This window comes from Pseudonocardia parietis, assembly GCF_017876315.1.
Lineage (GTDB): Bacteria > Actinomycetota > Actinomycetes > Mycobacteriales > Pseudonocardiaceae > Pseudonocardia > Pseudonocardia parietis.
Genome location: NZ_JAGINU010000001.1, coordinates 6,040,017 through 6,055,257 on the forward strand (window position 1 = coordinate 6,040,017; position 15,241 = coordinate 6,055,257).

The following is a 15,241-nucleotide window of genomic DNA, read 5'->3' on the forward strand; positions in this document are numbered from 1 at the left end:
CGGCGGATGTCCGTCCGCCACCGTCGATGGGCAGTTCAGTTGTTCAGTTCAGTTGTGGTGCACCGGGACGGGCCCGATGCGAGGCGACCCGGCACCGGAAGCCGGTACCGGGTCGCTCGGGGTCAGCGGCGCAGACCCAGCTTTTCGATCAGTGCGCGGTAGCGAGCCACGTCGACCGCGCGCAGGTACTTGAGCAGCCGGCGACGACGACCGACCAGCAGCAGCAGGCCGCGCCGGCTGTGGTGGTCGTGCTTGTGCTCCTTGAGGTGCTCGGTCAGACCGATGATGCGCTGCGTCAGCAGCGCCACCTGGGCCTCGGGGGACCCGGTGTCGGCGGCGTGGGTGCCGTACTGCTCGAGCGTGCTCTTCTTCTGTGCGGTGGACAGTGCCACTGCTTCTCCTTCATCTTCGAGACGGTCCGCGGGGCCATGCCGCTGTGCTCCGCCGGCTCGCTGCGCTGAGCGCGCGGGCCGGTGGGACGGCAGGTAGTCGGTCTCGGCCGCCGCGGACTGCAGCCGGACCCACATCAAACGGTACCAGCGAGGCGACCCGCCCTCCCGCCGGGCAGTCGCACCCCACCCGGGGCGTCGCACCCTCCGCAGCGGGCGGGCGCGGTTCACCGGCGGGAGGCGGCCCGCCGCAGTGCCTCCGCGATCTCCGGGAACGACGGTGCGAGCGCGGCCGCGGCGGCGACCAGCCGGGCGGGCGCACTCACCCTCCGGAGCGCGTCGTCGGCGGTCGGGGCGGAGACCGGGGCCCGGTGGGGTCGCGGTAGCCGGCGCGGCCGGACGGCACCGGCCGGGTCGCCCGCGCCGCAACGGCACACGGCGTCCGGACCCCAGGGCGTGCGTGCCGCCCGGATCTCGTCGAGCAGCGCCGTCACCTCGGCCTGCGGCACCGGGCCCTGCGCCACCCGCCGGTCCAGGGCCAGCATCCGCCCGAGGACCGCCGGGTCGCCGATCTTCACCCGGCGCGCCCCGGAGAGCTGGGAGAGCATCGCCGGGCTCAGCCCCAGCGCCGTCGCCAGCCGGGTCTGCGTGATGCCCAGCCCGATGGTCAGCCGGCGTACCCGCTCCCCCAGCGGCTCGCCGTAGATCTCGCGCTGCCGCGCGCGGTTCGCCGCCGCGCGGTCACCGGGCACCTGGTCGGCGGGCGCACGGTCCCCGAGCACCTGACCTTCGAGCACCTGGCCTCCGAGCAGCTGGTCCTCGGGCATCCGGTCTCCGGCACGGTCGTCCATGCCGCGATGCTGCGCCGGGTGTCCCGGCGAGCGGAGGAGTTCGGGCCGGACAGGGGGTTTTCACTCAGTGCGGATGCTCGCTCCGCAATCTCCGCTCAGTACCGATGCTCGCTCCGCTCAGTGCGGGGCGTCGTGCTCGTCCGGTCCGATGGCGTCGCCGGTGGCGGTGAGAATCTCCCGGCACCGCGCCACGTCGCGGTTCATCTGGGCGATGAGCGGGTCGACGCCGTCGTAGCTCTCCTGGCCGCGCAGCCGGGCGACGAACTCGACGCCGACCTCGTAGCCGTAGAAGTCCTCGTCGACGTCCAGGACGTAGGCCTCGACGGTGCGCACCCGTCCGGAGAAGGTGGGGTTCGTGCCGACCGAGATCGCCGCCATCAGCCGCCGGTCACCGATCAGGAACCAGCCGGCGTAGACACCGTCGGCGGGGATCGCGGTGTGCGGCGGGCAGGACACGTTCGCGGTCGGGAATCCGAGATCCCGGCCCCGCTTGTGGCCGTGCACGATCACCCCGTCCACCCGGTGCCTGCGGCCGAGCGCGTGTGCGGCGTCGCGCACCGCACCGGCGGCGATACAGGAGCGGATGTAGGTGGAGGAGAAGGTCACTTCGTCGTCCGACATCAGATCCACCGCCTCGCAGGAGAAACCGAACCGGCGACCCAGCTCGGTGAGCACGGCGACGTCGCCTGCCGCCTTGTAGCCGAAGGTGAAGTTGCTGCCCACCACGACGACCGCGGCGTGCAGCCGGTCGACCAGCACCTCGTGCACGAAGCCGGCCGGCGCCATCCGGGAGAGCTGCTCGGTGAACGGGATGACGCAGAAGACGTCGGCCCCGGCCTCGGCGACCAGCTCCGCCCGCCGGTCCAGGGTGGACAGCCGCGCCGGGTGCGTCCCCGGGCGGATGAGCTCCGCGGGGTGCGGGTCGAACGTCACCACGACCGCGGGCAGTCCCCGCGCCCGGGCCTGCTCGACCGCCCGGGCGATGAGCTGCCGGTGCCCGCGGTGCACGCCGTCGAACACCCCGACGGTGACGACGCAGCGTCCCCAACCGGGCGGAACGGCCTCCAGTCCACGCCAGCGCTGCACGGCGGCGAGCCTACGGAACCGGCCTCCCCCGCCGCTCACCGGCTGCCGCGACGTCAGCCGGCCGGGTCGAGGACGACGACCGGGCGGGAGCTGCGGCCGCGGTCGGCCATCAGCGCCAGCGCCGCTCCGTCCGGGCCGAACACGCCGTAGGTGCCGGTGATCCCGGCCGGGGGCAACGACCGGCCGATCCGGACGTCGGTGGCGGCCGCGTCGTCGACGTCGACCCGGGGGAACGCGGTCGCGACCGCCGTGGCCAGGTCCAGCGACAGTCCCGGCGACTCCGCCAGCTGCTCGACGGTCCGCGCGTGGTCGAGGGTGAACGGGCCGACCCGGGTGCGGCGCAGCGCCGTGAGGTGCCCGCCGACGCCCAGCGCCGCACCGAGGTCGCGGGCCAGCGCCCGGACGTAGGTCCCCGAGGAGCAGTCGACGGTGACGTCGAGGTCGAGGAACGGCCCGTCCCGGCGCACGGCCAGGAGGTCGAAGGTCGACACGGTGACCGGCCGCGCCGGGATGTCGACGGTCTCGCCGTCACGAACCCGCTGGTAGGCCCGCTTACCGTCGATCTTGACCGCGGAGACGGCGCTGGGCACCTGCTCGATGTCACCGGTCAGCACGGCCGTCGCGGCGCGGATGCGGTCCTCGGTGACGTCGACCGGTACCGGCTCCCCCAGCGGGTCGCCCTCGGCGTCGTCGGTCGTGGTCGCGACACCGAGGCGGACGGTCGCGGTGTAGGCCTTGGTGTCCAGCGACAGGTGCCCGAGGAGCTTGGTGGCCCGCTCGATGCCGACCACCAGCACGCCGGTGGCCATCGGGTCGAGGGTGCCGGCATGGCCGACCTTGCGGGTCCCCATGATCCGGCGCAGCTTCCCGACGACGTCGTGGCTGGTCGGCCCGCGATCCTTGTCGACGATCACGAGACCGGGCGGCGGAGGCGGGTTGCGGGGCGGCACGAGCGGGAATCGTACGAACCCCGGATCAGCACGCCAGCCGGTACCCGACCCCCCGCACCGTGACGACGACCTCGCGGGCGCCGAGCTTGGACCGCAGCGACGCCACGTGCGCCTCCAGGGTGCGCGCCGCCGACGCGTCGGCGATCCCCCAGACCTGCTCGAGGAGCTCCGGGCGCGGCACCACGGCACCCTCCCGCCGGGCGAGTGCGGCGAGCAGGTCGAACTCCTTGCGGGTGAGCGCGACGTCGTCGCCACCCGCGGTGACCGCGCGGCGTTCCAGGTCGACGACGACGTCGGCGATCGTCACGGAGCCGGCCACCGATCCGCCGGTGGAGCGGCGCAGCACGGCCTCGATCCGGGCCAGCAGCTCGTCGGTGGAGACCGGCTTGACGAGGTAGTCGTCCGCGCCGGAGCGCAGCCCCTGCACCCGGGCCGCCACGTCACCACGGCCGGTGATGGCGAGGATCGGCACCCGGGACCGCTCCCGGATCTCCCGGCAGACGCCGATGCCGTCGCGGTCCGGCAGGCCCATGTCCAGCAGGACGACGTCCGGCTCGGACTCCGCGACCGAGGCGAGCGCGGCGGTGCCGGTGCCGACCAGCTCCGCCACGTGGCCGTGCTTGACCAGTGTGCGACGCAACGCATCCCCGAGAACCGGGTCGTCCTCGACCAGGAGAACTCGCACGGGCTCAGCGTAGCCGCCTTCCTCAAGGCTTCCTCAAGCCAGGTCCCGCCACTGTTGCCGCAGCGCACGGGCTCACCACAAGGTGCTCGACACCGAACACGTCGAGGAGGACGCGACATGGCCCACGCCGCCGAAACCGGCGCCCCGGGTGCGGGGACGACACCCGCCCGGCGCACGAAGAAGAAGCTCTACACCCAGCTCTGGTTCTGGGTGCTCATCGGCATCGCCTCCGGCATCCTGGTCGGGCTGCTGGCCCCGGGATTCGCCGCGGACACCAAATGGCTCGCCGACACCTTCGTCCAGATGATCAAGGTCATCGTCGGGCCGGTCATCTTCTGCACCGTGGTCGTGGGCATCGCCTCGCTGGGAAACCTGGCCCGGGCGGGCGGGCTCGCACTGCGGGCGATGGGCTACTTCCTGCTCATGACGATCATCGCCCTGACCATGGGCCTGGTCGCGGGCAACGTGTTCCAGCCCGGCGCCGGCTTCGAGGGCCAGCCCGACCCGGCCGCCCTCGAGAAGGCGCGCGAGGACGCCGTCAGCGGTAGCGAGGAGTCGGGGATCGTCCCGTTCATCCAGGACTCGCTGCTGCCCGACAGCTTCCTCGGCCCGTTCGTCGACAACTCGGTCCTGCAGGTCCTGGTGCTCGCGATCCTCACCGCCTGCGCGATCTCGTCGCTCAACAACAACCTGCGGGTCCGCCTGGTGGGCGGCATCGAGGCGATCGCGCAGGTCGTCTTCGGCATCATCAAGATCATCATGTGGGCCGCGCCGGTCGCCGCGTTCGGCGGCATGGCCTACACCGTCGGCCAGTTCGGCTCCGCGTCGCTGACCAACCTGCTGCTGCTGATGGGCGTGTTCTGGGGCACCTGCTTCGTGTTCGTCGCCGTCGTGCTCGGCGTGGTCGCGCGGCTCGCCGGCTTCAACGTCTTCAAGGTCATCCGGCTGATCAAGGACGAGCTGCTGATCATCGTGGGCACCTCGTCGTCGGAGTCGGTGCTGCCCCGGCTGCTCACCAAGCTCCAGTCGGCCGGTGCGTCGAAGCAGACCGTCGGCATGGTCATCCCGACCGGCTACTCGTTCAACCTCGACGGCACCTGCATCTACCTCACGCTGGGCGCGCTGTTCATCGTCCAGGCCGGTGGCGTCTCGATGCCGATCGGCGTGCAGATCGCGCTGGCCGTGCTGATGGTGCTGACCTCGAAGGGCGCCGCCGGCGTCACCGGGGCCGGCCTGGTCACCCTGGCCGCCTCGCTGCAGGCGTTCGGCGGCGAGTTCTTCCCGCCCGAGGCGATCGTCATCGGCCTGGCGCTGATCGTCGGGATCGACCGGATGATGTCCGAGGGTCGCGCACTCACCAACGCCATCGGCAACGTCGTCGCCACGCTGGCCATCGCCCGCTGGAACGGCGAGCTGGACCGCGAGCGGCTCGCCGCGGTGCTGGACGACCCGCTGCTGGTCGAGGCCGACATGGAGGCCGCGCACGGCAACAGCGCCGACGAGGAGGTCGAGCAGGCCGCCGAGGACGCCGCACAGGAGTCCGGCGACCCGGCCGACCGGCGGGAGAAGGTCGGCGTGGGTTCCTGACCCGCGGCCCCGTCCTCCCCGATGACGGCCGGTGCACGGTCCCCCTCCCGCCCCCCGCGGTGGCAGGGTGGGCCCGTGCGCCGGCCGTTTCGTTCCCCCTCCCGCCGGAGGTCGAAGCTGGTCCGCCGCCTGTTCGTGCTGCAGGTGGTGACCGTGCTCCTCACCGTCGGGGGGTTCACCGCGCTCGGCGTCTACGGCGCCCGGGAGCTGGAGCACGACGCCGCGGGCCGGCTGACCCGGGCCACCTCGCTCGGCCTGGCGGGCGACCCGGAGCTGATCAGGGCGCTGCAGGCGGGCGGTGACGTCGACGCACTGTCCGGCCGCCTGCAACCGGTCGCCGAGCGGGTCCGCGTGGCCACCGGGACCAACTTCATCGTCGTCATGTCCCCCGAGGGCGTGCGCTACAGCCACTACAACCCCGAGCAGATCGGCCGGATCTACCTGGGGAACATCGCGCAGGCGGTCGACGGTCGCACGCACACCGAGCTCTATCCCGGCACCCTCGGCCCGTCGGTGCGCACGGTCGCCCCGGTCGTCATGGACGGCCGGGTGGTCGCCGTCGTGTCCGTCGGGGTACTGCAGACCCGGATCAGCGACCTGACCGTGCGGTGGCTCCCGGCGATCGTCGCGGCCGCGGGGGTCGCGCTGCTGGTCGGCCTCGGGCTCGCCACGCTGCTGGCGCGTCGGCTGCGCCGGCAGACCCTCGGTCTGGAACCCGACCAGATCACCGCCGCCTACACCCACCACGAGGCCGTGCTGCACGCCGTGAGCGAGGGCCTGCTGGTGGTCGACGGCGACGGCCGCCTGGTGGTGGTGAACGCCGAGGCCCGCCGGTTGCTCTCGACCGCGTCCCCGGCCGGTGCGCCCGGCGACGATCCCGCCGAGGCCGGACGCCCGCTGGCCGCGCTGGGCATCGACCCGGCGGTGCAGGCGGTGCTGGCCCGGGGACTGCGCGAGGACCTGCACGACGAACCCGCGCTGGCCGGGGAGCGGGTGCTGCTCGTCAACAGCCGGCACGCAGGCCCCGCCGCCGGCCCGGGCACCCGGGTGTTCACCCTGCGCGACCGCACCGAGCTCGCCGGCGCGCTGCGCGAGCGCGACGACGCCCGAGGCAAGGTCGAGGCCCTCTCCGGGCAGGCGCACGAGTTCGCGAACCGGTTGCAGACCGTGCTCACCCTGATCGAGCTCGGCGACACCGCGGACGCCGCCGCCGCGGGCACCGCCGCCCTCGACCGCACCCGCGGGCCGGGCTCCCGGGTCGTCGCCGACGTCCTCGACCCGGTTCTCGCCGCCCTGCTCGCGGACAAGGCCTGGCTGGCGGCCGAGTGCGACGTGACGTTCGCGGTGACCGACGCGTGCGACCCGGACGCGGTGCCGCAGCTGCGATTGCCGTTCGCCGCCGACGACCTGGTGTCGCTGGCCGGGAACCTGGTCGACAACGCCATCGAGGTGGTGGCCGCCCGGCCCCGCAGCACCGAACGGGCCGTGGCCGTGACGCTGCGCACCGAGGACGGCTGGGCCCTCCTGGAGGTCGCCGACAGCGGTCCGGGAGTGCCGGAGGAGACCGCGCAGGAGCTGTTCACGTTCGGGTTCAGCACCCGAGCGACACCCGGTGGGCGCCCCCGCGGCATCGGCCTGGCCCTGGTCGACCGGATCGCGCGCCGCCTCGGCGGCACCGTCACCGTCGGCACGCGCCCCGACGGCACCGGCGCCGTCTTCACCGTCCGCCTGCCCCTCCCGCTCCCGCTCCCGACCGAGGCGGACGTCCACGAGGGGCACACCAGCGCAGCCGGCACATGATCGAACAACGCTCGTGTGCCCTTCCCATGCCCCTCGCCCACGCCGGACCCGCTCGCGCCCTGAGCTGAGCCCGCGAGGGGCACACCAGAGCTCCGCGGGCGTGATCGAACAACGCTCCTGTACCCGTCGCCGCCGGGCTCCGACGAGGGGTACACGAGAGCTCCCGGGGCGTGATCGAACAGCGCTGCCGTGCCCCTCGCCCGCGCCCGGCCCGCTCGCGCCCTGAGCTGAGCCCGCGAGGGGCACGCCAGAGCTCCGCGGGCGTGATCGAACAGCGCTCGTGTGCCCCTCGCGGCCGATCAGGTCAGGAGCGGACCTCGCCGGGGACCGCCCAGCGGCCCGAGTACGTCCGCCATCCCACCCCGGCGAGCCGGAGCACCATGAACGCGGTCAGGCCGGTCCAGATCCCGGCCAGGCCCCACCCGAACACCAGCGACAGCCAGATCAGCGGCAGGAACCCGCCGAGCGCGGCGAGCAGCGTCGCGGTCCGCAGGAAGGCGGCGTCCCCCGCGCCGAGGAGCACGCCGTCGAGGGCGAACACCACGCCGGCGATCGGCTGCAGCGCCGTGAAGAACCACCAGGCGGCCGGGATCGTCGCGAGCACGCCCGCGTCGGCGGTGAACACGCCCGGCAGCACCGGGTACAGCGCGGCGAACACCACGGCGAACACGCAGCCCAGTACCAGCCCGTACCAGGTCACCCGGGCGGCGACCGCGCGGGCGTGCGCGGTGCCCTGCGACCCGGCGGAGGCGGCGGCCCCCAGTGCCGACCCGACGAGTGCCTGCGCGGCGATCGCGACGGCGTCGAGCACCAGCGACTGGAACACCCACAGCTGCAGCACGATCTGGTGCGCGGCGACCGACTCCGCCCCGAACCGCGAGGCGACGGCGGTCGCGGACAGGAAGCAGGCCTGGAACCCCAGCGAGCGGATGACCAGATCGCGCCCCATCGTCACCTGGGCGCGCAGCACCGTGGCGTCGGGCCGCAGCCGGACCGGGTCGGACGCCGGCGCCCGCCGACGCTCCACCGCCAGCGCCCGCAGGAACAGCGCCGCCGAGACCGTCTGGGCGACGACGTTCGCGACCGCCGAGCCCTCCAGCCCCCAGCCGTCCCAGTCCCCGACGCCGTGCACCAGGAACGGGCACATCAGCGCGGACAGCCCGTTGCCGGCGAGCACGTAGTACATCGGGCGCTTCGTGTCCTGCACGCCGCGCATCCAGCCGTTACCGGCGAGCGTGACCAGCACCATCGGGGCGCCGAGCAGCGCGATCCGCAGCCAGGAGACCGCACCGTCGGCGATCGCGCCACCGCCGGCGAGCACGCCCGCGACCGGCGCCGCGAACAGCTGACCGAGCCCGATCACCAGCAGCCCGACGGCGACCGCCAGCCAGGTGGCCTGCACGCCCTCGGTGACCGCCGCGGACCGGCGACCGGCGCCGTAGAACCGCGACGCCCGTGCCGTCGTCCCGTAGGACAGGAAGGTCAGCTGCGTGGTGACCTGCGCGAACAGCACCGCCGCGACCGCCAGGGAGGCCAGCGGCAGCGCCCCCAGCCGTCCGACGACGGCGGTGTCGACCAGCAGGTAGAGCGGCTCGGCCGCCAGCACCGGCAGCGCGGGCACCGCCAGCCGCAGAACGTCCCGGGCACTGCCCGGGGAACGCGTCGTCCGTGTCACCGGTCAGCGTCGAGGGTCGTTCCGCGGGCTGCTCCGGTCGGGCCTCGGCCGGCGGCAGAGGAAGCAGAACGCCGGCGGGACGTTGCGCCACACGGTCCGGGTCATGACGACCTCGTCGAACACCTCGTGCAGGGTCGCCTTGAACCGGCGTGCCGAGGGGATCGGCAGGGTGTGCGAGTAGGCGAAGGTGGTGAACACGCCGGTGTCGCCGATGACGTCGACGACCTGCCCGAGGATCTCGCGCTGGGTCTCCCGGTCGAACAGCGACCAGGGCAGCCCGGAGATCACCGCGTCCACGTGCTCGATCCGGCGCTCGGCGAGCAGCTCGCCGAGCTTGCGGGCGTCGCCGTTGACGACCTCGACGCCCGGGTGGCTGCGTTCGAGGTAGCTGGCCATCCCCGGGTCGAGCTCGACGGCCAGGTGCCTGCCCTGCGGCGACAGCCTGCGGGCGACCTGCGCGGTCACCGCACCCGTCCCGGGCCCCAGCTCGACGACGACCGGGCTGCCGTGCCCGGGGGCGACCCTGGCCAGCTTCGCCGACAGCCGCTGCGAGCTCGGCCAGACCGCACCGACCCGGGCGGGGTTGCGCACCCACGCACCGAGGAACTCACGCCATCCGCTGGTGTCCGGGGCCGGAGCGGGCTCGGAACTCACACGTACCTCCTGTGGTCATCGCGGGGACACGCTACGACGGGCGACGCCCCTGCGGCGCAACCACCCCGGCCGCACCGCCGGGCAGATACCCCGGGCCGGCGACCACACACCCGGCCGCGGGTCAGGCCGCGAGCCCGGCACGCAGCGCGGCGAGGATCTCGTCACGGGTGCCGGTGCGCTCGAAACCCGCCGCCGCCGGGTGCCCGCCCCCACCGAGCGCCGTCGCGACCCGGGACAGATCCGGGGCGCCGGTGCCGCGCAGCGACACCGACCACGCGTCGGCGGCGGTCTCGGTGAGCAGTGCGGCGACCCCGTCGCCCGCGGTCGCCAGCAGCTCGCCGACGATCGTGACCGTCTCGTCCCGGTACCGGGTCGCGGTGCAGGCGTCGACGACCGCCCACACCAGCCCGGCACCGCAGGCCGCGTCCGGTTCCGACCGGGCCCCGGCGAGCACGGTGGCCTGCGCCGCCAGCCACCCGAACGGCCGAGTGCCGGACAGCTCGCGCAGCAACTCGCGCGGCTCCGCACCGGCGTCGACGAGTTCGGCACCCAGACGCATCGCGTCCGCGCCGCCCCACCGGAAGCCCCCGGTGTCGGTGTAGAGCCCGGCGAACAACGCCCGGGCGATCACCGGGTCGATCCCGGCACCGAGCTCGGCCAGGACCCTGCGGACCAGCGTCACCGTGGCCGGGGCGACCGGGTCGACCAGGTGGTGGGTCGCGAACCCGGTGAACGACGCGTGGTGGTCGATCGCGAGCGAGGACCGCGCGCGGTCCAGACGATCGGACAGATCGCCGAGCCGCCGCCGGGCCGAGGTGTCGCAGCACACCAGCAGGTCCGGATCCGCCGGCGCTTCGGCCGCCGGGACGACGATCCCGTCCCGATCGAGGACGGCCACGGTGTCCGGTACCTGATCCGGCCCGCCGAACGCCACGGTCGCCGGGGTCCCGGCCCGGCGCAGGGCCGTGGCCAGCGCGATCGCGCTGCCCGCGGCGTCGGCGTCCGGCCGGACATGCCCGACGACCAGCACGTCACGTGCGTGGCGCAGCACCGCCGCGGCCCCGGCCGGATCGACCGCGCCGGGGCCGGGCAATAGTTGCGCGGTCGTCTCGTTCACTCCGCCTCGGTCTCCCGCGGGGCCTTGTACGGGTCGGCCTCCCCCGCCGGCGATGCCGACGCCGCGAGCCGCGCGACCTCGGCGTCCGAGGCGCGGGTAGCCGCCAGCAGATCCTCCATCCGCCGGGCGTCGTCCGGGACCTGGTCCAGGACGAAGGCGAGGCTCGGCGTGTGCCGGACGCCGGTCTGCTGACCGACCCGGCTGCGCAGGACGCCGGTCGCGCTGCTCAGCGCGGCGGCGGCACCCGCGGTGTCCGGCGTCTCCTCCAGCGACGCTCCCATCACCGTGTAGTAGACGGTCGCCTCCCGCAGGTCACCGGTGACGCGGGTGTCGGTGATCGTCACCATCGACAGGCGGGGGTCCTTGACCTCGTGCTCCAAGGCCTCCGCGACGATCTGCGAGATCCGCTTGGCGAGCTTGCGTGCGCGCGGCTGGTCGACCATGTCGTGCTCCTTCCACCGGCTGACCGGCCCGAGTCTAAATGCGGTCCCGGCCCGGCGGCCGGGGTGTCAGTTGTCGTCGTCCGGACCGAACACGCGGATCCGGGCCGACAGCATGTCCAGCTCGGGGCGGGCGGCCACCAGCCGCTCGCACCGTTCGAGCAGGGTGCGCACGTGCCCCGCCTCGGCGGACACACAGCTCACCCCGATCAGGGCCCGCCGGTACAGGTCCTGGTGACCCGCCTCGGCCGCGGCGACCTCGAACCGGCGTAGCTCGGCCAGCAGCGGACGCACCGCCGAACGCTTCTGCTTCAGCGACCGGACGTCGCCGAGCAGGACGTCACACTCCAGGGCACCGACGTACATCGCACCTCCGGTCCGAGACGCCGACGGGGCGGCCGGGTTCCCCCGACCGCCCCGCCAGGACGTGCTCGACCTTCTCAGCTACGCGGCTTCTCGCGCATTTCGAAGGTCTCGATGACGTCGTCGACCTTGATGTCGGAGTAGTTCCCCAGCGTGAGACCACACTCGTAACCGTCGCGGACCTCGACCACGTCGTCCTTGAAACGACGCAGCGACGAGATCGGGAGGTTCTCGTGGATCACCCGCGAGTCGCGCAGCAGACGCGCCCGCGCGTTGCGGCGGATCTCCCCGGCCATCACGAGGCAACCGGCGATCGTGCCGAACTTCGAGGACTTGTAGACCTCGCGGACCTCCGCGCGGCCCAGCTCGACCTCTTCGTACTCCGGCTTGAGCATGCCCTTCAGGGCCTGCTCGATCTCCTCGATCGCCTGGTAGATCACCGAGTAGTAGCGGATCTCGACACCCTCGCGGTTGGCCAGCTCGGTGGCCTTGCCCTCGGCACGGACGTTGAAGCCCATGACGATGACGTTGTCCGCGATGGCGAGGTTGATGTCGCCCTCGGTGATGCCGCCGACGCCGCGGTGGATGACCCGCAGATCGACGTCCTCTCCCACATCCAGCTTCATCAAGGCTTCCTCGAGCGCCTCCACGGTGCCCGAGTTGTCACCCTTGATGATCAGGTTGAGGGTGTTGGTCTCCTTCAGCGCGGCGTCCAGGTCCTCCAGGCTGACGCGCTTGCGACGGCTCGCCAGCTCGGCGTTGCGCTCGCGGGCGCGGCGCCGGTCGGCGATCTGGCGGGCCACCCGGTCCTCGTCGACGACGAGGAACGTGTCGCCCGCACCGGGCACCGACGTCAGACCGATGACCTGCACCGGACGCGACGGGAGCGCCTCGGTGACGTCCGCGCCGTGCTCGTCGACCATCCGCCGGACGCGCCCGGAGGCGTCGCCGGCGACGACCGAGTCGCCCACCCGCAGGGTGCCGCGCTGGACCAGCACCGTGGCCACCGGGCCACGGCCGCGGTCCAGGTGCCCCTCGATGGTGACGCCCTGGGCGTCCATGTCGGGGTTGGCCCGCAGGTCGAGCGCAGCGTCCGCGGTCAGCAGGATCGCCTCGAGCAGCGACTCGATGTTGGTGCCCTGCTTGGCGGAGATGTCGACGAACATCGTGTCGCCGCCGTACTCCTCGGCCACCAGGTTGTACTCGGTGAGCTGCTGACGGATCTTGTCCGGGTTCGCACCCTCGACGTCGATCTTGTTGACCGCGACCACGATCGGCAGCTCGGCCGCCTGGGCGTGGTTGATCGACTCGACGGTCTGCGGCATCACGCCGTCGTCCGCCGCCACCACGATCACCGCGATGTCGGTGGACTTCGCACCGCGGGCACGCATGGCGGTGAACGCCTCGTGACCCGGGGTGTCGATGAACGTGATGAGCCGCTCCACACCCTCCAGCTCCGCCGGCACCTGGTACGCGCCGATGTGCTGGGTGATGCCGCCTGCCTCGGCCTCGCGGACGTTGGCCTTACGGACCGTGTCCAGCAGGCGCGTCTTGCCGTGGTCGACGTGACCCATGACCGTGACCACCGGCGGGCGGGCCGCCAGCGCGTCCTCGTCGCCGAGGTCGCCGAACTCGATGTCGAACGACTGGAGCAGGGCGCGGTCCTCCTCCTCGGGGGACACGACCTGGACCCGGTAGTTCATCTCCTGGCCGAGCAGCTCCAGGATCTCGTCCGACACCGACGCCGTCGCGGTGACCATCTCGCCGAGGTGGAACAACACCTGCACCAGCGAGGCCGGGTTGGCGTTGATCTTGTCGGCGAAGTCGGTCAGCGACGCGCCACGCGGCAGCCGGATCGTCTCGCCACTGCCCTTGGGCAGGCGGACGCCGCCCACCGAGGGCGCGGCCATCGAGTCGAACTCCTGCCGCTTCTGCCGCTTCGACTTGCGACCACGACGGGCCGGGCCGCCGGGACGACCGAACGCACCCGCGGCACCGCCGCGGCCACGCGCGCCGCCGCCACCGGGACGCCCGCGGAAACCACCGGCCGGAGGCGCTCCACCGGGACCGCCGCCACCGGGACGGAAACCGCCGCCGGCACCGCCACCGGGACCGCCACGACCGCCACCGGGGCCGCCACGGCCTGCGCCGGGGCCACCACGGCCTGCGCCGGGACCACCACGACCCGCGGGACCGGGCCGTCCACCCGCGGGACGCGCGGGCATCATGCCCGGGTTCGGACGCGGGGGCATGTTGCCCGGGGTCGGGCGCGGGCCACCGGCACCGGCGGCACCGCCCGGACGGGGCGGACGCGGCGGGGCCTCACCGGAGCGCGCCGCGGGCGCCTCCGGACGGCCGCCACCCTGCTGCGGGCCACCCTGCTGCGGGCCACCCTGCTGGGCCGGTCCGGGACGCGGGCCGGCCGGCTTGGGCGAACCCTGACCGACACCGAACGGGTTGTTGCCGACGCGCGGCTGACGCGGACCCGGCTTCGGGCCGCGCTGCCCCTCACCACCCGGGCGCGGGGCACCTCCGCCCTGTGCCGGGCCTGCCGGCTTGGGGCCGGGCTTCGGCGCGGCCGGACCCGGCTTCGGCGCCGCGGGACCGGGCGTGGGCGCCGCGGGACCGGGCGTCGGCTCGGCCGGCGCGGACGTCTCGGCGGCCGGGGCCTGCGGCTCCGGCTGCGGGGCGGGCTTCGGCGCGGCCGGGCCCGGCTTCGGGGCGTCCGGACGGGCCGCCGCCGGCTGGGACGGCGAGGGGGCACCCGGGGTGGGCGCGGCCGGGCCCGGACGCGGACCCGGCTTCGGCACCGGCCCGGACGGCGAGGCCGCTCCCGGGGTCGGGCCGGGCATGGGTGCGCTCGGGCGGGACGGCGACGGCGCACCGGAACCACTGCGCGGTGCGGCACCACCGGCGCGCGGACGACCGCCGCCGGGTGCACCGGAACCGCGCCGCTGGCCGTTGCCGCCACCGGCGCCGGACGCCACCGCGTCGCGCAGCTTGCGCGCGACCGGGGCCTCCACGGTGGATGAGGGGGACTTCACGTACTCCCCGAGGTCCTGCAGCTTGCTGAGGACCTGCTTACTGCTGAGTCCGAGCTCTTTCGCGAGCTCGTGCACGCGGGCCTTGCCTGCCACTGCTCTCCTTGTCGTGACCGGAGGCCGGGCGGCAGTTCCCGCTCGACCTCGAACCTAGTGTCGAAGCACGATCATGGTGCGATCTTCACTGCTGGCTCATGACTGGTCGACCTAGCCTTCTTCCGATGACGGGCCCGGGAGGCTCCCGGACCCCTGCTGATCCTGCATCCACCGCCGTACGGCGCCGGCCTCCGGCTTAGATCGGAGGCGCAACGCCCGGGCGAGGGCCGAGCGACGCTCGGCCTTGTCCAGGCACCCCGTCACGGGGTGCAACCAGGCACCCCGGCCGGGGAGGCGGCGACGCGGATCCGGGACTACTCGTCCGTTCTCCGCGACCACTCGCAACAGTACGTCGGCCCGTTCCCGCGTCCGGCACCCCACACAGGTCCGGATCGGGAACGACCGGGTGCGAGCGGGCGACGGACCGCAACCGCGGACCATCTTCGAGTGTAGCGCAGCGGTGTCACCCGGCATTCCCTCGCCCGGTCGCCCGCCGTGATCGTCACG

14 protein-coding genes are annotated in these 15,241 nt (G+C 73.8%); 2 read left to right on the forward strand and 12 right to left on the reverse strand.

The window, feature by feature from the left end; translation table 11 throughout:
* Positions 1–122: 122 nt before the first annotated feature.
* The 5 genes from rpsO to JOF36_RS28320 all read right to left on the reverse strand — a co-directional run bounded on the left by rpsO (position 123) and on the right by JOF36_RS28320 (position 3,961).
* Positions 123–392, reverse strand: a complete 270-nt coding sequence (gene rpsO, locus JOF36_RS28300) for a 30S ribosomal protein S15 (RefSeq protein ID WP_210032913.1) — start codon at positions 390–392, stop codon at positions 123–125.
* 224 nt (positions 393–616) lie between these two features.
* Complete coding sequence (locus tag JOF36_RS28305; RefSeq protein ID WP_210032915.1) at positions 617–1,240, reverse strand: helix-turn-helix domain-containing protein; 624 nt, start codon at positions 1,238–1,240, stop codon at positions 617–619.
* Positions 1,241–1,357: 117 nt separating this feature from the next.
* The gene (locus tag JOF36_RS28310; RefSeq protein WP_210032917.1) at positions 1,358–2,326 is read right to left on the reverse strand and encodes a bifunctional riboflavin kinase/FAD synthetase; all 969 of its coding nucleotides are present in this window, start codon (positions 2,324–2,326) and stop codon (positions 1,358–1,360) included.
* Positions 2,327–2,379: 53 nt separating this feature from the next.
* Complete coding sequence (gene truB / locus JOF36_RS28315; RefSeq protein ID WP_210032919.1) at positions 2,380–3,276, reverse strand: tRNA pseudouridine(55) synthase TruB; 897 nt, start codon at positions 3,274–3,276, stop codon at positions 2,380–2,382.
* 25 nt (positions 3,277–3,301) lie between these two features.
* The gene (locus tag JOF36_RS28320) at positions 3,302–3,961 is read right to left on the reverse strand and encodes a response regulator transcription factor (protein ID WP_210032921.1); all 660 of its coding nucleotides are present in this window, start codon (positions 3,959–3,961) and stop codon (positions 3,302–3,304) included.
* Between the two features lie 117 nt (positions 3,962–4,078).
* Here JOF36_RS28320 and JOF36_RS28325 point away from each other — a divergent pair, with 117 nt between their 5' ends.
* Both JOF36_RS28325 and JOF36_RS28330 read left to right on the forward strand, forming a co-directional pair.
* Positions 4,079–5,548, forward strand: coding sequence for a cation:dicarboxylate symporter family transporter (locus JOF36_RS28325; protein ID WP_210032923.1), 1,470 nt, complete (start codon positions 4,079–4,081; stop codon positions 5,546–5,548).
* A 75-nt stretch (positions 5,549–5,623) separates the two neighbouring features.
* Positions 5,624–7,348: a sensor histidine kinase gene (locus JOF36_RS28330; RefSeq protein ID WP_210032925.1), complete on the forward strand. Its 1,725-nt coding sequence runs from the start codon at positions 5,624–5,626 to the stop codon at positions 7,346–7,348.
* 304 nt (positions 7,349–7,652) lie between these two features.
* Here JOF36_RS28330 and JOF36_RS28335 read toward each other — a convergent pair whose 3' ends face one another.
* The 7 genes from JOF36_RS28335 to JOF36_RS28365 all read right to left on the reverse strand — a co-directional run bounded on the left by JOF36_RS28335 (position 7,653) and on the right by JOF36_RS28365 (position 15,208).
* Positions 7,653–9,023 carry an MATE family efflux transporter gene (locus JOF36_RS28335; RefSeq protein ID WP_210032927.1) on the reverse strand — a complete coding sequence of 457 codons (1,371 nt, stop codon included), beginning with the start codon at positions 9,021–9,023 and terminating at the stop codon, positions 7,653–7,655.
* Positions 9,024–9,026: 3 nt separating this feature from the next.
* A complete protein-coding gene (locus JOF36_RS28340) occupies positions 9,027–9,677 on the reverse strand; it encodes a class I SAM-dependent methyltransferase (protein ID WP_210032929.1) in 651 nt (216 codons plus the stop codon).
* Positions 9,678–9,798: 121 nt separating this feature from the next.
* Positions 9,799–10,794: a DHH family phosphoesterase gene (locus JOF36_RS28345; RefSeq protein ID WP_210032931.1), complete on the reverse strand. Its 996-nt coding sequence runs from the start codon at positions 10,792–10,794 to the stop codon at positions 9,799–9,801.
* The gene (gene rbfA / locus JOF36_RS28350) at positions 10,791–11,237 is read right to left on the reverse strand and encodes a 30S ribosome-binding factor RbfA (RefSeq protein ID WP_210032933.1); all 447 of its coding nucleotides are present in this window, start codon (positions 11,235–11,237) and stop codon (positions 10,791–10,793) included. Before rbfA ends, JOF36_RS28345 begins: the two co-directional genes overlap by 4 nt.
* 66 nt (positions 11,238–11,303) lie before the next feature.
* Positions 11,304–11,600 (reverse strand): DUF503 domain-containing protein, encoded by a 297-nt coding sequence (locus tag JOF36_RS28355; RefSeq protein WP_210032935.1) that lies wholly within the window; start codon positions 11,598–11,600, stop codon positions 11,304–11,306.
* Between the two features lie 74 nt (positions 11,601–11,674).
* Complete coding sequence (gene infB / locus JOF36_RS28360) at positions 11,675–14,734, reverse strand: translation initiation factor IF-2 (protein WP_210032937.1); 3,060 nt, start codon at positions 14,732–14,734, stop codon at positions 11,675–11,677.
* A gap of 111 nt (positions 14,735–14,845) precedes the next feature.
* Positions 14,846–15,208 carry a YlxR family protein gene (locus JOF36_RS28365; protein WP_307862764.1) on the reverse strand — a complete coding sequence of 121 codons (363 nt, stop codon included), beginning with the start codon at positions 15,206–15,208 and terminating at the stop codon, positions 14,846–14,848.
* Positions 15,209–15,241: the final 33 nt, after the last annotated feature.